The sequence below is a fragment of the Shewanella maritima genome (assembly GCF_004295345.1).
In the GTDB taxonomy this organism is placed as follows: domain Bacteria; phylum Pseudomonadota; class Gammaproteobacteria; order Enterobacterales; family Shewanellaceae; genus Shewanella; species Shewanella maritima.
In genome coordinates this window covers 438,333-457,056 of record NZ_CP036200.1, presented here as the reverse complement: position 1 = coordinate 457,056, position 18,724 = coordinate 438,333, and the positions used below count along the sequence as shown (strand labels likewise).

The 18,724-nt window shown below is 44.3% G+C and carries 17 protein-coding genes; 6 read left to right on the top strand and 11 right to left on the bottom strand.

What is annotated here, in order from left to right; translation table 11 throughout:
• Positions 1-259: 259 nt before the first annotated feature.
• From EXU30_RS02030 to EXU30_RS02010, 5 genes are all read left to right on the top strand, one after another.
• Positions 260-1,660: an SLC13 family permease gene (locus tag EXU30_RS02030; protein WP_423213371.1), complete on the top strand. Its 1,401-nt coding sequence runs from the start codon at positions 260-262 to the stop codon at positions 1,658-1,660.
• Between the two features lie 154 nt (positions 1,661-1,814).
• Positions 1,815-2,576: a TSUP family transporter gene (locus tag EXU30_RS02025; protein ID WP_130597578.1), complete on the top strand. Its 762-nt coding sequence runs from the start codon at positions 1,815-1,817 to the stop codon at positions 2,574-2,576.
• Positions 2,577-2,660: 84 nt separating this feature from the next.
• Positions 2,661-4,004 carry an exonuclease subunit SbcD gene (gene sbcD, locus EXU30_RS02020; RefSeq protein WP_130597577.1) on the top strand — a complete coding sequence of 448 codons (1,344 nt, stop codon included), beginning with the start codon at positions 2,661-2,663 and terminating at the stop codon, positions 4,002-4,004.
• A complete protein-coding gene (locus tag EXU30_RS02015; RefSeq protein ID WP_130597576.1) occupies positions 4,001-7,702 on the top strand; it encodes an SbcC/MukB-like Walker B domain-containing protein in 3,702 nt (1,233 codons plus the stop codon). The genes sbcD and EXU30_RS02015 overlap by 4 nt, the downstream gene beginning before the upstream one ends.
• Before the next feature lie 413 nt (positions 7,703-8,115).
• Positions 8,116-9,327, top strand: a complete 1,212-nt coding sequence (locus EXU30_RS02010) for a peptidoglycan DD-metalloendopeptidase family protein (RefSeq protein WP_130603173.1) — start codon at positions 8,116-8,118, stop codon at positions 9,325-9,327.
• Between the two features lie 216 nt (positions 9,328-9,543).
• On the opposite strand, the gene EXU30_RS02005 is transcribed toward EXU30_RS02010, so the two are convergent.
• Together EXU30_RS02005 and EXU30_RS02000 are read right to left on the bottom strand one after the other, a co-directional pair.
• Complete coding sequence (locus EXU30_RS02005) at positions 9,544-10,188, bottom strand: DsbA family oxidoreductase (RefSeq protein ID WP_130597575.1); 645 nt, start codon at positions 10,186-10,188, stop codon at positions 9,544-9,546.
• 80 nt (positions 10,189-10,268) lie between these two features.
• Positions 10,269-10,817, bottom strand: coding sequence for a carboxymuconolactone decarboxylase family protein (locus EXU30_RS02000; protein ID WP_130597574.1), 549 nt, complete (start codon positions 10,815-10,817; stop codon positions 10,269-10,271).
• A 348-nt stretch (positions 10,818-11,165) separates the two neighbouring features.
• On the opposite strand from EXU30_RS02000, the gene EXU30_RS01995 reads away from it, so the two are divergent.
• Complete coding sequence (locus EXU30_RS01995) at positions 11,166-11,750, top strand: TetR/AcrR family transcriptional regulator (RefSeq protein WP_130597573.1); 585 nt, start codon at positions 11,166-11,168, stop codon at positions 11,748-11,750.
• A 124-nt stretch (positions 11,751-11,874) separates the two neighbouring features.
• On the opposite strand, the gene bla is transcribed toward EXU30_RS01995, so the two are convergent.
• From bla to EXU30_RS01950, 9 genes are all read right to left on the bottom strand, one after another.
• Positions 11,875-12,777: a class A beta-lactamase gene (gene bla, locus EXU30_RS01990; RefSeq protein ID WP_130597572.1), complete on the bottom strand. Its 903-nt coding sequence runs from the start codon at positions 12,775-12,777 to the stop codon at positions 11,875-11,877.
• Positions 12,778-12,978: 201 nt separating this feature from the next.
• Complete coding sequence (locus tag EXU30_RS01985) at positions 12,979-13,344, bottom strand: VOC family protein (protein WP_130597571.1); 366 nt, start codon at positions 13,342-13,344, stop codon at positions 12,979-12,981.
• A gap of 2 nt (positions 13,345-13,346) precedes the next feature.
• The gene (locus EXU30_RS01980) at positions 13,347-13,940 is read right to left on the bottom strand and encodes a GNAT family N-acetyltransferase (protein ID WP_130597570.1); all 594 of its coding nucleotides are present in this window, start codon (positions 13,938-13,940) and stop codon (positions 13,347-13,349) included.
• Positions 13,941-14,285 (bottom strand): 5-carboxymethyl-2-hydroxymuconate Delta-isomerase, encoded by a 345-nt coding sequence (locus tag EXU30_RS01975; RefSeq protein WP_130597569.1) that lies wholly within the window; start codon positions 14,283-14,285, stop codon positions 13,941-13,943. It abuts the gene before it with no gap.
• 53 nt (positions 14,286-14,338) lie between these two features.
• Complete coding sequence (locus EXU30_RS01970; protein WP_130597568.1) at positions 14,339-14,611, bottom strand: hypothetical protein; 273 nt, start codon at positions 14,609-14,611, stop codon at positions 14,339-14,341.
• Positions 14,604-15,158, bottom strand: a complete 555-nt coding sequence (locus tag EXU30_RS01965; RefSeq protein ID WP_130597567.1) for a hypothetical protein — start codon at positions 15,156-15,158, stop codon at positions 14,604-14,606. The genes EXU30_RS01970 and EXU30_RS01965 overlap by 8 nt, the downstream gene beginning before the upstream one ends.
• Before the next feature lie 544 nt (positions 15,159-15,702).
• Positions 15,703-16,197, bottom strand: a complete 495-nt coding sequence (locus EXU30_RS01960; RefSeq protein ID WP_423213370.1) for a M48 metallopeptidase family protein — start codon at positions 16,195-16,197, stop codon at positions 15,703-15,705.
• 356 nt (positions 16,198-16,553) lie between these two features.
• A complete protein-coding gene (locus EXU30_RS01955) occupies positions 16,554-17,003 on the bottom strand; it encodes a DUF3010 family protein (protein WP_130597566.1) in 450 nt (149 codons plus the stop codon).
• A gap of 68 nt (positions 17,004-17,071) precedes the next feature.
• On the bottom strand, positions 17,072-18,427 hold the full coding sequence (locus EXU30_RS01950; protein WP_130597565.1) for a DEAD/DEAH box helicase: 1,356 nt from the start codon (positions 18,425-18,427) through the stop codon (positions 17,072-17,074).
• Positions 18,428-18,724 lie beyond the last annotated feature (297 nt).

Genomic DNA, 18,724 nt, shown 5'->3' with positions numbered 1-18,724 from the left:
TTATACCTAATGTGATCCGCATCTAACTATCTGCATTAGAATTAAAATTCATTTCAATTGAATAGCTAGCCCATAACGGCTGGTTTGATGTCATAAAACAACATTCGTTACAGATGACTTGTTGTCTGGATCAAATCACTTGCTCATCATGTGAGCTAAATCAAATTCTTGTTGGTGAATTCGCTAACTTTCTTACTACTTAGTTGTACTTTATTTGTGTTTAACAATTGAATTACATTGAAGCGGCCAAAAATCAATAATAAAGGTTGTGAATATGAGTGAGGTACCACAGTTAGATTCAGGGGCGGTTTCCGATGCACAGCGTAAAAAGTACATAATTCTAGGGGCGAACATCCTACTTTTTGCTTTGTTATATAACTTTTTGCCGTTTGAACCGGGCGTTAACACTGGATTGTCTATTTTAGTGTTTGCCGCTATTTTGTGGCTAACAGAAGCTATCCATATTAGTGTTACGGCTATTTTAATCCCCATTCTTGCGGTGATGTTCGATGTGTTTGATACATCTAAAGCGATGGGTAATTTTGCAAACCCGATTATCTACTTATTCTTTGGTGGCTTTGTACTGGCTGCGGCGTTGAATCATCAAGGGATTGATAAACGCATTGCTGAAAAAGTACTGCTATTGTCGAAAGGTAAGCTAAGTATCGCTTGCATCATGTTGTTTGTGGTGACGGCAAGTTTATCGATGTGGATCAGTAATACTGCAACTGCGGCGATGATGTTGCCGCTAGCATTAGGTATCTTGCAGCAGCTTGATTTGAAAACCCACCGTAATACCTACCTGTTTGTGCTGTTAGGCATCGCTTATTCAGCCAATATTGGTGGCATTGGTACTTTGGTTGGTAGCCCACCCAATGCGATTGCAGCGGCTCAAGCTGGACTAACCTTTAGTGAGTGGTTGGAGTTTGGCTTAGTCACGGTAACGTTAATGATGCCTGTGATGCTAATTGCGCTGTACATGTTCTTTAAGCCAGATTTATCAGCAGTCTGCCATATTGAAGCTAGCGATAAAAAAATGACCTTTAGCGCTAAGCTAACCTTGGTGATATTTGCAGCCACTGTTCTAAGCTGGATTTTCAGTAAACCTTTGTCACAGGCATTGGGTGGCGTAGCTAAGTTCGATACCATCGTCGCATTAAGTTGTGTGGTGCTGCTTGCGGGTTTACGTCTGGTTGAGTGGAAGAAGATTGAATCAACGACTGATTGGGGCGTGCTTATCTTGTTCGGTGGTGGATTAACCTTAAGTGCAATACTTAAAGCCACAGGTACCAGTGTGTTTCTAGCGCATGTAGTGACAGACTTCTTTGGTGATGCCCATACCGCGCTATTCATCTTAGCGGTGATCTTCTTCGTAGTAATGCTCACAGAGTTCGCCAGTAACACTGCATCTGCGGCGCTATTAGTGCCAGTATTTGCTGCTATCGCAGAGCCTTTAGGCTTATCACCTGTGATGTTATCAGTGGTTATCGGTATTGCTGCATCGTGTGCATTTATGCTGCCAGTGGCGACACCGCCCAATGCAATTGTGTTTGGCTCAGGTTTTATTAAACAGTCTGAAATGATGCGTGCTGGCGCTGTAATTAACCTTATCACTATGGTTATTTTGTACATAGTGACCAATATTTTCTGGGAAGTGTAAGGTTCTTTTACTAGTTTAGGTGTACCAACAGGGCAGCCACGGGTTGCCCTGTTTTGTTTTGCAGCGATTAAAGTGCTTATTAATCCCTAGATATAGTAATTCAGCCCCAAAGCGGGTTTAATACGTTTCTACTCTCATTTTCTTAATTAACTTCATGTTTGAACTGACTTTGCAAATCGCCGTAGTGCTGTTTTTTGTTGCCGTATTAGCCGGTTTTATTGACGCCATTGCTGGCGGCGGTGGGCTTCTGACTATTCCTGCATTAATGTGGGCAGGTTTGCCACCTGCAGCAGCACTGGGAACCAACAAGTTACAAGCCTGTGGCGGCAGCTTTTTTGCCAGCTTGTATTTTGTGCGTAAAGGCATGGTTAAGCTCAGTGAGTTTAAGCTTTCGATACTGTGCGCTTTTGTCGGCTCAGCAGTCGGTACCATTTTTGTGCAGATGATTGACGCTGAGTTACTGGCATTTATTCTGCCGTTTTTAATCCTAGCAATTGGCTGTTATTTTTTGTTTTCTAAGCAAATTGCAGATGATGATAAGCAGCAAATGGTCACCCCAACCGTGTTCGCTTTTACTGGTGCATTGGGCGTAGGTTTTTACGATGGTTTTTTTGGTCCGGGCACAGGTAGTTTTTTCGCATTGGCGTTTGTTACCTTAGCCGGATTTGGGTTAGCTAAAGCCACAGCGCATGCCAAGGTGCTGAACTTTGTGACCAACATAGCTTCACTTATTTTCTTTTTAATTGGCGGCCAAGTCGCTGTGGCACTGGGGCTGGTTATGCTTGTGGGGCAAGCCATTGGTGCCACATTAGGCTCGCGATTGGTGGTTACTAAAGGCACTAAAATCATCAAACCTTTAGTCGTGACTATGTCGCTTGCCATGAGTATCAAGCTGCTTTGGAGTCAATACGCTTAGGGGTTCAATTACTCGCTTAAGGTAGCGAGTAAATAACGCGTTCAACGCGCAGCCTACAAAGACTAATTCAATAACGAATAAACTATGCGAATTTTACACACTTCAGACTGGCATCTTGGTCAGTATTTTTACGGCAAAAGCCGCGCAGCTGAGCATCAAGCTTTTATGGACTGGCTACTTGAGCAAATAAAGCTGCATCAAGTGGACTTGTTGATTGTTGCCGGTGACATTTTCGACACCACCACGCCGCCAAGTTATGCCCGCGCACTTTACAATCAGTTTATTGTCGACTTGCAACAAACCGAGTGTCAGTTATTGATATTGGGTGGTAATCATGACTCTGTGGCAACCCTTGGTGAATCGCAAGGCTTACTAGCCTATCTAAACACCCATGTTATTCCTGGCGGCTTTGACAGCCCAGAGCAACATGTACTGAGCTTTGACAAAGATGGCGAGCCGATGGCATTGGTTTGTGCATTGCCATTTTTGCGGCCACGTGAACTGGTGACCAGTCAAGCAGGTGATTCTCGCGAGTCTAAACAGCAAAAGCTTGCTAGCGCGATTGCCGACTATTACCAACAAAGCTTTGATCATGCACAAAAGATTAATGCTGAGTTAGCCACGCCTGTGCCGATTATTGCCACTGGGCATTTAACCACAGTGGGCGTCACTAGCTCAGAGTCGGTGCGTGACATTTACATCGGCACGCTCGATGCCTTTAACGCCAACTTGTTTCCTGCTGCCGATTATATTGCCCTTGGGCATATCCACCGCAGTCAAAAGGTCGCCAAAACTGAGCATATTCGCTATAGCGGCTCTCCCATTCCGCTTAGTTTCGATGAGATAGGCTTTGATGAACGATTTGCACAGAGCGAGTCTAGCTCGGGCAAATCGGTATTACTGGTGAGCTTTGAGCAAGATAAGCTCACCGAGGTGACTGAGCTTGATGTGCCATTGTTCCAACCTATGACAGTGCTCAAGGGCAAGCTAGCTGATATTGAAGCTAGCATCGACAAGTTAGTCCAGAGTGCAGCGGAGCATAATAAGGCGCAAAATACCTGGCTAAGTATTGAAGTCGAGCAGCAAGATTTACTCAGCGATTTACAAGATCGCATCGCGCAACTCATTGCCGATAAGCCACTAGAAGTATTACAGCTTAAACGTGCTCGCAAACCACGTAGTCAAACCATTAGCGACACCCATAATGAGACCTTAAGTGAAATTAAAGTTGAAGATGTATTTGAGCGTCGCTTAGCACTAGAAGTGTTTGAAACTGAAGATGAGCTAGCGAGCCGTGAGCGCCTGCGCGTTAAGTTCAAGGAGTTAGTTGAACAAGTGCAGCAAGAAACTGCAGCGCCCAAGCAAGATGCTCAAGAGCCGTTGCAACCAGAATCACAAGCGCAATCAAAAGCGGAGGCAAAAGCATGAAGATTCTAAGCCTTCGCTTTAAGAATATTAATTCGCTAAAAGGTGAGTGGAAGATTGATTTCACTCAGTCGCCATTTATCGACAATGGTCTGTTTGCCATCACAGGCTCAACTGGTGCGGGTAAAACCACGATTTTGGATGCGATCTGCTTAGCGCTTTATCACCGCACGCCTCGCATCGCGACGATTTCTAAAACCACTAACGAGTTAATGACCCGCGGCTGCGCAGATTGCCTAGCGGAAGTGGAATTCGAGGTGAAAGGGAAGGGATACCGTGCATTTTGGAGTCAGCGTCGCTCACGAGGTAAGGTTGATGGTAACTTGCAAGATGCTCAGGTTGAACTTGCTACTTTGCAAGAGGGTAAAGTACTCGCCAGCCAGATTAAGCATAAATCAGAGTTACTTGAATCGATTACCGGCTTAGATTTTGCGCGTTTTACCAAGTCGATGATGCTGTCGCAAGGTCAGTTTGCTGCGTTTTTGAACGCCAATGCTAACGACAGAGCTGAGCTGCTCGAAGAGCTAACGGGCACTGAAATCTATGGTTTGATTTCACAAAAAGTGCATCAAGACTTTAGTGATTCAAAGCAGCAGCTCGCCTTACTTAAAGCTAAGTCAGACAATGTTGCCGTACTCAGTGATGAGCAACTTAGCGAATATCAGCAGCAAGTGACAACTGAAACTAAACAAGTCAGCAAGTTAAGCACTGAGCGCGAGCAAACCAATCAATATTTAAACTGGGCAAAAAGCTGGCAAGAAAACCAGCAAAGCCAGCAGCAAGCGCAAATTGAGCTTAAAGCCGCTGAGCAGGCGCTAATTAAGGCTAAACCAGACTTTGAGCGCCTCGCTCTGCACCAGCCCGCACTTGCTTTGACTCCAGTTTACGACAAGTTTAATCAGCTTGAGTCGCAACAAAACCAGCTTACTAAAGATACCGAGCAGGCAAAAAACGGGTTAACTCAGTGCCAAAGCCAGTTGTCTGCTGAGCAAGGCGTTGTAGAGCAAGCGCAGCAACAGTTTGACCAAGCCAAGCAAGCCCATAAAGAACTGGTTGAGTTAATCGACACTCAGGTATTGCCGCTAGATAGCCAAATTGCCCAGCAACAACAGCAACAGGCGCAGCAAGGTGATGTACTGAATAACCTCAAGCTGCAACTTAGTGAGTGTGAAAAGCTCAAGCAAGAGCAAAATCAGCAACAGCAATATTTAACGCAGAAGCTTGAGCAAACTCAGCTAGCACTAACTAGCTTGCCCCAAGCAGAGCTTATCGCTACAGAGTTAGCCGCGTGGCAAGCGCAGTTTGCTCAACTAAATCAGCTTGAAAATGTTAAAGCGCAAAACCAGCAGCAACAACACAAGCTGGTGCAGACTAATCAGCAGCTTGAACAAGCTATTGACTCTGCGCAGCCGCAAATCGACGCATTTGAGCAAAATAAACAACAGCTTATTGTTCAAGCTGAGCAGCTGCAAAGGCAGCTTGAAAATATCACGCAAAATCAGCCTGTAACTGAACTGCAAACTCGCTATCAGCAGTTAATTGCGCAGCAAAGTGTGCGCCTAGCATTAGAGTCTAATGCCAAGGCTTATATTGAAAATGCAGCGCAGGTTGCGTCATTGACCCAAGACATTGCCAAGCAGCAAGGTGAGTTAGCGGCGGTAAAAGGGCAATTGCATCAAAGTCGCAGTGTATGGAAGGACAAGAAGCAACAACTAGAAGACTTAAAGTTGATTGTGCAGCAAGAGCAGAAAATCGCCGACCTTGCTAGTGAGCGGCAAAAGCTGCAGCCTGGTCAGCCATGTGCGCTGTGTGGCTCAATTGAGCACCCGTTAGTCGAACAATATCAGGTTTTAGATGTGAGCGAGCATCAAACTAGGGCGAATGTACTTGAGCAAGAGCTTGAGCACATCATGCAACAAGGCAAACTTGATGGTGAGTTGCAAGCTAAATTAGATGCCAGTATTCAGGGGTTAAACCAGCAGCTTGAGGCTTTGCATTCCAAGCAAACACAAATTCAGACGTTATGGGCCGAGCACACAGCTACGCTAGGTATTAGCATTGAACTAAGCCAAATTGCAGATGGCAGTGGTGAGTTAGCACCGCTGCTTGATGGCGAGGCAAACGAGCAAGCTTCACTAGCAGCTACCATTGAGCAGGCGCAAGGGCTACAAACTCAGCTTAACAGCGTTAAAGAGCAGCAACATCAGCTTGAGCAGCAAGGAAACAGCACGCTTAATCAATTACAGCTTAACCTGCAACAGTTACAAGGCCAGCAGCAAACGCTACAGCAATTGCAGCAAGAATTTACTCGGCTAAGCAATCAATTTGAGCAAGTTATGACCGAGCTTAAAAACAAGCTGGTGACTTGCGAGCTGACTATGCCAGAACTTACAACAGCCAAGCATTGGTTAGATGAGTTGCAAAGCCGTCTTAATAGTTGGAAGCAAGCGCAGACAAATAAACTAAAGCTTGAGCAAGAGCAGCAGTTGCTCTCACAAACACAGCAGCAACAAGCGCAGCAGCTTGCAACATTACAACGGGAACTAACTAGTCAAACGGAGGCTTTGAGCCAATTAGACTCAGCGCTTAATCAGCTCAGCATGCAGCGTAAACAATTGTTAGTAGCGGATGATGCTCTGCTTGCTAAGCAGCATAGCCTTGATGGATTAACGGATAGGGAACAAAGCCTGCATGCGATGCAAACTAAGTTAAGTCAGCTTAACGATAATGCCCAGCAGTTAAGCTCGAAACTCAACGTGTTAACTGAGCAACTAACGCAGGTAAGAACGCAGCAAGAGCAAGCCAGTAACGACTGGCAGCAGGCGTTAAGCCAAAGCCCGTTTGCAGATATCGCCGCATTTACCGCAGCTAGACTGAGTGACAGTGAATTTGCCCAGTTAACTGAGCAAACCAAAGCCCTTGAGCAAACCAAACTCAAGGCGAGCGCACAGGTCGAGCAGCTTAATGGCAAGCAGCAACAGCTTGAAACGCTGCAGCAAGAGCATAATTATCAACTAACCGAGCTTGATACCTTAACTGAGCAAGCCGCCGAGCAAGAGCAGCAACTCACCGACAGTCGTCAGCGCTTATGGCAAGCTGAGCACGCGTTAGAGCAAGACAAACAGCAGCGGGCGCAACAAGCAGACTTAATTAAGCAGTTAAGTTATGCCCAGCAAGATTATGATGATATTACCTTGCTGCACTCGCTCATTGGCTCACAAAAAGGTGATAAATTCCGCCGTTTTGCGCAAGGGCTAACCCTGGCGCATTTGGTTGAATTGGCTAACAGGCAGCTTAATCGTCTGCATGGACGCTATCAATTAGCGACCGTTAGCGGTGCCACGTTAGAGCTGACTGTGATTGATACTTGGCAAGGTGATGTAAGCCGCGATACGCGCACTTTGTCAGGCGGTGAGAGCTTTTTGGTGAGTCTGGCATTGGCGTTAGCGTTGTCAGATCTCGTGAGTCATAAAACTCAAATTGAGTCGCTATTTCTTGATGAAGGTTTTGGCACGCTTGATGCCACAACGTTGGATATTGCACTGGATGCGTTAGATAGCTTAAATGCCAGTGGCAAGATGATTGGTGTGATAAGCCACGTCGAAGCCATGAAAGAGCGTATTGATGTACAGATAAAAGTGCATAAAATGAACGGCCTAGGTGTCAGTAAACTACAAAGCCAATATGCAGTAGCATCTTGATGATGCCGTTGTCGATTTAGTGGCTACTAATGTGGCTGCAAGCCTTATCAACAGGGCGATGAAGTTCATAAAAGCGTAATAAACAGTTTGTGAAATGCCGATAGTTTGATATAACTATTCGGCATTTTTTTGAATAGAAAGTGCATAATATGCACATACGCGCTGCATAATCATTTGTTGTAGGTGTTTGAGTTTTATTTTTGCTAACTCGCGCCTTGATTACGCCGCAAATACAACAATAAATTTGCCACTCAATATGCCGACTAGCTGTGCGCTACATAGGTTAATACCATTTGGTATAAGTGTTGGGTGGTTAAGCAGCATGCTTAGGGTAACTCATTTTGCAATCAACCAAGAAAGTGGCTTGGGCGCCACTGCCATTCAATTTTTCACAACGTCAAAAAGCAGCGTTAATGAGCTGCGTACTTCTCGTTGGTGCAGCTTTGCTTATGCCAACCACTCAAGAGTTTGAAGTAAAACGTATTCCTGTCGCGTTGGATTTAGAAAAACTACTGCCCAACCTGAGTCAGCTTGATTTTATCGAAGAAGTCGAAACCACTCGCGCCCCCATCTTTAGCCGTGAGATAGCACCTGGCGACACACTTGGCTCACTATTTTCAAAAGCTGGGATTGACCATCAAACCATGTATAAGGTGCTTGAGGCGGATCTCGAAGTCCTCGCGCTTGATACGCTAATGCCAGGTAACCGCATACAGTTTTGGGACAATGATGCTGGCGAGCTGCAAAAACTTGAGCTGTACTTTAATGCCGCAAGACAAGTGGTGTTTAGCCGCTTAGATGATGGCAGCTTTGAAGTGAAAGACATCATTACTGAAGGTGTTTGGCAAAACCGTATTATCGGCGGGGAGATTAACGGCTCGTTTTATCTCTCGGCTGAAAAAGCAGGATTGAATGCGAATGAAATTCAACGCATCAATAATCTGTTAAAGACCAAGTTCAACTTTGCTCGTGAGCTAAGAGCAGGGGATACTTTTCAAGTTTTGATGAACGATCAGTTTATTGAAGGTGTACCTACGGGTAATACTGAGGTGCAAGGGGTAACGATTAACGCGTATTCTCGTAACGTCAGTGCGTTTCAACATTCAGACGGTAATTTTTACGATGAAAACGGCGAAAGTTTAGCACCCGCTTTTCAGCGTATTCCGCTAAAACGTAAGTATCGTTTATCGTCACACTTCAATCCAAAGCGTAAACACCCAATCACTGGTCGCGTGCGCCCGCATAACGGTACAGACTTTGCCACACCTATTGGCACACCAGTGGTTGCGCCAGGCGATGGTGTAGTAACTATGGTGAAAAACCATGCTTTTGCAGGTAAATATGTGGTTATTGAGCACGACAATAAGGTGCGTACTCGTTATTTACATTTATCGCAATTTAGAGTGCGTAAAGGTCAGCGCGTTAAGCGCGGGCAGGTCATCGCTTTAACTGGCAATACCGGCGCATCAACCGGGCCGCATTTACACTATGAGTTTCATGTAAATGGTCGCCCCATAGATCCTATGAAAGCTAATATTGCTGAAGCCAAAGTGTTGCCAAAGAAACAGTTACAAGAGTTCCAACAGATTGTAAGTAGCCGCAAGATGATGATGTCATTTGGCTAAGCTCCATGTTCTAAGCTTAAAGCTCTAAAATCTAAACTCTAAGCTTTAAACTAGACTAGGCTGAAGTACTGCAATGACTTGGACTAGCTCAGTTTTATATAACAAAGCCCAGCACATAAGTGTTGGGCTTTGTTATTTGGACTAACTCAGATGTACAAGCACAGATGTATTAGCTCAGTTGAGGATTGACACTTTTTTCGCCTTAAGGCTCATGCTTCAAGATTTAGCTAACTCTTGTAGCACTTGAGCAAATGTCTCTTGCGGATGAGCGCCATTAAGTGCGCTAGTGCGATTAAATACCACGGTTGGCACACTGCTAATGCCAAGTTGTTGCCAATGAGACTCTTGCTGACGCACGGCTTGTTGCAGCTGCTCATCGTTGAGCGCGTTGCGTGCTTGCTCTGCATCAATTCCGACAGCTGCTGCTTGTTCAATTAACACTGAACGATCAGATACGTCTTTTGCTTCAGTGAAGAAAGCGGCGAACAAGCGCATTTTCAAATCCGTTTGCTTACCCAATTGTTTGGCGTAATCAAGTAGCACGTGGGCATCGAAGGTATTGACCATTTTCATATCGTCAGAATAGTTAAACTCGAAACCGTATTTAGCGCCGGCGGCGGCAATATTTGCTCGCGCGCGATCACTATCTGCTCGTGATGCACCGTACTTTCTAGCGACATGGGTGCGTAACTCTTCACCTTCTGGCGGCATATCGGGATTTAGCTCAAATGGATGCCATTCAATCTCGACTTTATCTTGTATGCCAAGTTGCTCTATCGCAGCGTTCAAGTGGTTATAGCCCACAATGCACCACGGACAGACTACATCTGAAATAATGTCTAATTTGATTTTTTGGGTCATTGCTAAGCCTTTTAACTGTAAAGGAGTAGCTTGCTGACTTTATAAATATAAAGAGCAAGCTACGTATAGAAGTATCCGAGTTATTTAGTCCAGGCAAATTGTTCAAACATAGGGTCAACCGGTGTTTTAGCCACATGGTTGACATAGTTGCTGATTACCTTTTGTGACAAACCTAGAATGATTTCGATGACTTGTTTGTGGCCGTAACCGGCTGCAAAAAATGTTTCCATTTGCTCCTCTGACACATTGCCGCGCTCACGTACCATCGCCAGCGTAAAATCGTGCAATGCTTGTAGCTTTGCATTTGGCATAGGTTGCTGGTTACGTAGCGCTTCAGTTAACGCCGAGTCTACTTTCATCGAGTGGGCGATACCTGTATGAGCCGGCACGCAGTATGTACATTCATGCTCTACGTTGATGGTTTGCCAAACCACTGTTAGTTCTTCTGCATCAAATGAGGTTGAAGTAAATGCTTGGTGCAGTTGCTGATACGCTTTCAGTGTCTCTGGCGATTCAGACATAACAGCATACAAACCTGGTACCGCGCCCATTTGTTTTAGCGCACCCTCTAGCATTGGCTTACTTTTCTCTGGTGCAGTTTCTACTGTGTGAAATGTAAAATTGCTCATGTTGTAATCTCCAATTATTGAAACGGTTAACTTAGGTCGAGTGAAGCGGCATTGCTGCTTTGCCTCGGTGATGTGATGTACTATAGATATAAATGAACGATCGTTCAATAATTATTTTGAACAATCGTTCAAGATAAAGGGGTGAGACTGACTATGTACATGAATTTTCGAGAATAAACACGTATAAAAATTTTTATTTGGTAGTGGGATTAACTTTTGGGTGTAGAGGTTGCGGCTGCATAGGGTTTACCTTAAGGGAACGAGAACCTATAATTGAACGTTAGTTCAAAAGGCTCTAGTCAACATAGCTCTGATCTGCGTAGCTACAATCAGTGTAGAGAACAAGTAATGGCAAAAACTGCAAAATTCGATCGTGATGAAGTGATTGATAAAGCAACCAATCTTTATTGGAAGAAAGGCTTTCATGCGACATCGATGCGTAATTTACAGGATGAAATCGATATGCGTCCTGGTAGCATCTACGCTGCCTTTGGTAGCAAAGATGGCTTGTTTAAACAGGCACTAAGAAACTACACCGATATGGGGCTGGCTGAGTTACAGCTGCTTGTCGAACAATACGACTCGCCACTGGCTGCGCTTAAAGCCTTTGTGAAGTCTCAAGTAGTTGATACCCAAAACTCCGCTCCTAATGGTATGTGTATGTTAGCGAAAACCTTGGGTGAGCTTACCGAAGATAACCAGGATTTGGTTGATACCACCAAAAGTCACCTTGGTGAAATCGCCGAGGCGTTTGCCTCATTAATCGCTAAGGCGCAGGCAGCAGGCGAAGTCAACCAAGGCAAAAGCCCAGATGAGCTTGCTCAGCATCTACAAATCCAAATTTCGGGTTTACGCACCTTTGGTAAAATAACTGCTGACAAAGCACTGCTCAAAGACAAAATTGAGGATATGTTCAAGCATTATCCTTTCTGAGCTTAGGTTCGTTCAATCTGAGCAAGCGTTACTCTTATCTCGACTTAGATTGTTGCAATAGCGCGTTCAATCTAAAAGCCATAGGCTTTGCTCATTAGCCGTAGATTGAGATGTGAAATACCTACTAGTTTTCAGCGCTGAAATGCATCCAAGCTAGTTTGGAAATATCGGCAATTATCTTTTGACTGTCGTCGCTGCTTTCACGAGAATCACTGACTAAAATGCTGATGTAGTAGTGGCTACCGTTTGGTAAGAATACGATTCCTATGTCGTTATGTGCAGCAATCACACCCGTTTGATTATGCTTGCCAGAATAACCGGTTTTATGGGCAACTATGGTTCCTTGACGTACACCTGCGCGGATCTTGTTTTTACCCGTTTTTGAGCTTTTCATGACATCCCATAAAAAGCGGTGACTCGTGGCGGATAGCAATTGCTCGTTGTTGTCATATAGCTTGCTTAAAGCCTGATTTGCGCCATTGGCGGTGGTCCAGTTATCAAATTGTCGCTGCCAAACCTGTTGCATCATCTCTTCGTTGTACTTTACCGCTATGTCTTTAATGCCAGCTTGGTGCAGGTACTGCTCGAGGACTTTTGGGCCGCCTAACATGCCAATTAGTACATCACAGCCAACGTTGTCGCTGACTGCAACCGTATATTTAATGACTTGGGCTAAGGTTAGTTCTGCACCCGTTGGGTATTTCTTCCTAATTGGGCTCCACAATCCATTGTCTAGATCGTCTGGTGTAATGGTTATTTTGTCTGCAAGTGACCATTTTCCTTGATCAACTTGATGCAACACCGCCGCAGCCAAGTGAAACTTAAATACACTTTGCATAGGGAGCTGATTATCAGCGTTTATCGCGACAATAGGGTTTGCATTCTGGTCCCAAATCGATACGCCAACCGTGGCTTGTTTTGAATCTAGCAGGGATTTGATATCAGTGTTAAGAGACACAACAGATTGGCTATAAGCGGTAAAAGACAATAACCAGAGTAGGGTGATGGACAATGATTGACGGAGCATTGGGCTAAACTTCCTGTGTTTTTGGCTAATCAATATGAGGCTGACTAGCATGTGGCTAACTGCTACATAGCTGAGAACTTAAGGCTCCAACATACTACAAGGGCAAGTTTGTCAGCAACACACAGGCTTCAGCGTAAAGACTTATTTTAATGCCAAGTTGGCACTTTTTGTGTGAGTGTTTTCCGAGTATATAAGCTCTAGCTACTCTTGGTGGTAAACCATTTCAATATTATGTCCGTCAGGGTCAACAACATAGGCTGCGTAATATTGGCCGCTATAGTTAGGGCGTATTCCGGGAGCGCCATTATCTTTAGCACCAATCTGCAGCGCGATTTGATGAAAGCTTTGTACTTGCTCGCGGCTTTGGGCTACAAAGGCTAGGTGAAGGTGAGCTGGGTTATCTTCAGGTGTACGGCGGATACATAAAGACGATTTGCCATCGGCGCTAAGTTCAATACCAAGCTTATCTTCGGCAATCGTTTTGATGCCAATGGGAGCTAAAACCTTTTGGTAAAAGGTTTTGCTTTTGTCAAAGTCACGTACACCAAACACGACATGGTCGAACATAACTACTCCTTTGAGTTAAGTTTTTTAAAGTCCGCTCTCAGTAACCCATAAATCTCACTATCGGTAACATTGCCATTCACTATCCAACGCTCCTTGAGCAAACCTTCAGCCTTAAAGCCATGCTTTATTAGCAGTGCTGCTGATGCAGTATTGTTTGGGTCTATGTCAGCTTCTAGTCTGTTCAATTGTAAATGTTCAAAGCAGTAATCGAGCAGTGCACTAAATGCCTCTGACATCAGCCCTTTATGCCAATACTTCCTTGATAGGATATAACCCACTTCAGCGCGTTGTGAGTCTTGACGAATATTGAAAACACTAAGGGTGCCAATTAACTCTTTGGACTCTTTATCGACAATCCCCAGAAACAGCGATTGCCCAGCGTGAAAGTTTGTTTCACCAGCTTGTGCCAGATCTGTAGCTTGTGACTCACTTGTAAAAGGTGGGCAGCTCCAATATTTCATGACTTCTGGGTCAGAGTAAATCTTGTATAAATCGGCGCTATCAAGCGTAGTCACTAAGCGGATCGACAATCGCTCAGTTTCTATATGTATTGGAGCATCGTTTATCGAGTCACAGTTTATTGGGTTAAAGTTCATTTATACCATCGCTCGATTGCAGTAGGTTGCTTTTTCAAAGTCGCTAACATTCATTGCGATGTTTGGTGTGTCAGGGAACAAACTTGTAAGCATTGTCACCATTTGGCGAGATAAATCGGCTTTTTGCTCTATGGTGCGCCCCTGCATGATATGAGCAAAAATATGGATAAAGCTCTCTTGCTTGTTACCAACTAAATAGGTGTTATAAGCGTTTACCCTGACCTTGATATCGCCCTCATCGAATAACCCTGTTTGGTTTGCCACCAAATGAATTTGTTTGATGATGTGCTGTTCGTCATGGTTGTTTAGGACATCCGCAGAGCAGTCCATTATAAAATGCGGCATAGGGGTTCCTTGTTTTTTATTGCCAAAGTCAGATCAGTGTGCACGCCTGAGAGCTATATACTTTGAATTGATACTTTTTCGCATTTAGATTGTTTAATCGTAGCCATAATTTCAACAATCTTTTTGTGATCTGAGTTTTTATCCACGATCAAATGTACGTTTTCGCACTGTCCCAGCGAGTTCAGTGATGCAAGTAAATCATCTGTTTCTTTGCTTTTCACTTTTATAGACGTGGAATCAAATTCGACAATAATCGACTTAGAGTATTGTGCTCCGCATGCTGTAACAAACACCAGTAAACTCGATATAATTAGAGCTTTACTCATTTATGACGTCCTCAGTGCTTAGTTCGCTAGAAGCCCAATCCTCTAGTTTCTTTTCATGGAGTGTTAACAATGATGCTAATAGACTTCTCGAAAGTACAAAAACCTGAACTAATTCGGTTCTGCGTTCGGAACGGTGATTTTGATCTTCTTCAAATTTAATATTTAGGCCTAGCCTTTGAAGCGTTGAAGTGTCGTATGAGAATAAAGGAGCGTGTCGAGTTTCCTTTAGTTTTGGGGACATACCAAGAATCGTGATAGCTTGGTTAACACCTATCAATTGGAAAAAATCTATCTCCTCATTGATCAATATTCTCATCTGTTCATGGAAGTTTTTTTCTTCGTCTTCGCTAGCCTCAAGTAAAGATGACTCAACTTCCATAGGCATGTATAAGGGTTGCGTAGCTCCACCATGCCAACCTACCAGTGCCTCTTTTTTTACTTTGACATCATGGCTGGCTGTTATTACATAATTTGCACAAGAAGAAGCGCAGATATTCTCAACTACTACTTTTAATCTGTACTTGTGTACCAAGCGACCAATTTGCATCCCACCAACTATATCTCCCCAGGACTTTCTATAACTAACGTACTAACTTGGTGTGAGCTTTGGGCTAGTATCTTTTCTAAATCCTCGGCATTTTTCTTCGACGTTTCTCCAATAAATTGAATCGAATCTTGGTCAAGTAAATTAATTTTAGATTCGCTTTGTGTAACGCCTTCCAAGCTTGAACAAGCGATTAAGAACAATAGAGGAAAATAGAATAGATGCCGCATCCTTGCTCCATAAGCGTACTGGTGGTAAATCAGGTTAACCCATTGAAGTTTAGCTGGAATCCAAGTTAGATAAGCAAACTTTAATTAATATTTCCAATAAGTTATCAGACAAAGTGCTTGGCGGCAACTGCGACTAAAACCAAAGAAAGTAAGAACCAAGTTAAGCGAGAACGAGTATGTCTTTAGGTTGAGGATGACAGCGGTAATCGCGCGATGCTGCACGCTATTAGTCAAGTCTTATTGGAAGGGATGCTATGATGAAGCCATTGGGGATGAACTTTCGTCGGCTTGCCTAACGCTGACCAGTACAGCATTAACTAGTAAGGCGATTGCCCAATCGACTCACAGATAAGCAGTAAGCGCATATCGAGTTCGAGCTGGTGGTAATTGCTTTGCATATTACAGCACAGCTGATAGAAGGCTTTGTTGTGGTCTTTTTCTCTTAAGTGGGCGAGCTCGTGCACTATCACCATTTTTAGTAGTGGCTCTGGGATGCGTTTAAGGCGCGATGAAATGCGAATTTCGTTTTTAGCTTTAACCTTGTTGCCCTGGCGACGATTAACATAGCTATGTAGCCCAAGTGCTTGGTGGCTGAGACTAATTTTGTCGTCGAAGATCACCTTTGACAGTGGATCGGTTTGCTTTAAAAATGCCTGCTTAATTTCCAGCGTGTAATCGTACAGCGCCTTGTCGGTACGTATATTGTGAACACGCGGGTATTTCTTGAGTAAGTGTTCGCCTAGTTCATTATTATCAAGCAAGGCTTTTACTTGGGAAATAACGGCTTGCGGGTAGTGGCGAATATAGCGCAGTGGGTCGCTATTGGGCTTTAGGTCTTTGCTGTTAGGCAGGCTTTGAACGTCAACTTTAGGCTTGAGTAGTTTAGCATCCGCTTTTCGCGCCATCACTGGCGGTGGGGCAAGTTTACGTTTGCGGCTTGCGGTGGTAGATGCAGCTTCTGGAGCTTTAGCGTTTGATTTTGAAGGTTGACGAGTCATAGACGATGGTGACGTTTAGCCCAGATGTGTTAAGCCCTAATACGTTTAGCTCTGGTATTTTCAGTTACGATATTTTCAGTCAGGCTTGCCAGTAAGCATGCTCTTTACTCAACTAAAGATTATTCAATCAAGTTAATAGGCTAGCACAGCTTACCGGCAAACTTTCACGCTTATTCTGCTGCTTGCGCTTTACCAAAGATGTGGTGGTTGTGCAGCACGTAAGCAACTTCAAAGGCATTCTTTTGTACGCGCTTAAGCTCAAGCGAGTCGAACTCCACTTGTGGAGGGTTACGCTTTAACTGCTCTTTGATCGCGACTGGCGACAAAATGGTGACAGGCAGGTCGGTAATTTCGATAGCGGCTTCCATTTTAAAGCTGGTTGCACTGCCTGCCTGCTTACCTTTTTGTGGGCGCTCAATAATTGCTATTTCATCCACATGGTAGTCTTGCATCAGTTTGTGAAATGCGAAGTGAAACTCATTGATAGTGGCAGTGTTTGACGCTGCCGACAAAGTGAATGAGATTTGGCGGCAAGCAGGGACGTTAAACGTTTCGCCTTCATAACTTAGTAGGCTAATAATCGCCTCGCCACCTTTAAGTTCTACACCACAAATTTTCATGTTTACCCTTATTTATCTAACTGAAGTGCACCTCAGTGCATCTAAATTCTGTATTACGTGATTCTGCGTTATTCCGCGGAATCGTCTTGTTCAATAATCTTGCTTGGTTTGGCTTTACGGCGCATTGGCGCATCACCAATATCAACAGCAGTCATAAAGCGTTTGTCACGCTTTGGTGCTGTTTTAGATTTGTTGGTTTTAGCCTTAATGCCTGACTTAGCCGCCACTTTTTTACCTGTTGGCTTTTTAGCAGCTTTTTTCGGCTTAGGCTTGATGCCGTTGAATTTGCCTTTTAAGCCTTCAAACTCAGTGATGGCGAACGGTTTACGCAAGAATTGCTCAACCTTTTTAAAGTTGTCCCAATCTTTAGGGCCAACGAAAGATACCGCATCACCTTTAGCGCCAGCACGTCCTGTACGACCAATGCGGTGTACATATTCTTCAGCAAACTTTGGCATATCAAAGTTGATAACCAGTGACACATTAACAAGGTCTAATCCGCGAGAGGCTACGTCTGTGGTTACAAGAATTTGCGCGGCGCCGCGGCTGAATTGATCCATGATTTGATTACGCGCAGCTTGCTTAAGCTCACCGCTTAGTGACGCGGTATTAAACCCTTGTTCAGTTAACACACCAGCTAGGCGGTCGGTGTCAGCACGTGTTGCGGTAAACACAATGATTTGCTTGTGCTCTTCAGTCGTTAACACATGCTTTAGTAGCGACTCTTTGTGCGTCAGGTTATCTGCCAGCACAATACGCTGGTGAATATCTTTATGCTCTGTATGTGACTCGCCAATGGCAACATGGGCAGGCGAGTTAAGTAGCGTTTGGGCAATATCATCAATGTTGTCATGATCTAAAGTCGCTGAAAACATTAATGTTTGTCTACGTTTGTGGTCAGCGGCTTCATTGATTTGTTTTAATTGGTCAGCAAAGCCCAAATCAAGCATGCGGTCGGCTTCATCAAGAATAAGTAGCTCTAAGCCGTTTAGGTACAGGTGCTTTTGCGATAGGTGGTCAGCAATACGACCTGGCGTTGCCACAATAAAGTGTGGATCGCGCGCCAATGCTTTAGCTTGGTCGTTAAAGTTCTCGCCACCTAAAATACTAACCGCTTTATATTGGGTATTGGCAACCAGCAAACGTAACTGGTTATATACCTGCTGCGCTAACTCGCGGGTAGGCAACAAGATAAGCGCTCGAGGATCGCGTTTGGTCAGGGCTTTTTTAGAAATAATTCGCTGCATAGCCGGCAGCAAGAAAGCCAGGGTTTTGCCAGATCCTGTTTTTGACGACGCCATTAGGTCTTTACCGGCTAATGCCACAGGAAGCGCTTGCTCCTGAATTGGTGTTGGACTGGTAAAGCCCATGTGTTCGACGGTTTCGAGTAGGCGTTTGTCTAAAGAAAAATCAGAAAATTGCAAAGGTTGTTCCCCTAAAAAATGCGAGCCAAGTATTATAACTGCATCCAATTACTATAGCTATGAAATAGGCGCAGAAATGGTGCGTGAGATGACAATTAGGTGAAGCTGTTATTTTTGTGGGTTAAATGTCATGTAAATTGTTGATGGAGCGCTCGTTAAAAATGTGTGGTTTCAGAAAATGCAGCAACAATAAACGCTGTATAAGCGCACAATATCTGTGCTTGGGTGATAGATTGTTTGAACCGGATAAATTCTGCTTTGGTAAGCTTGATCAGATAGTCGTAAAGTGAGGAAGTG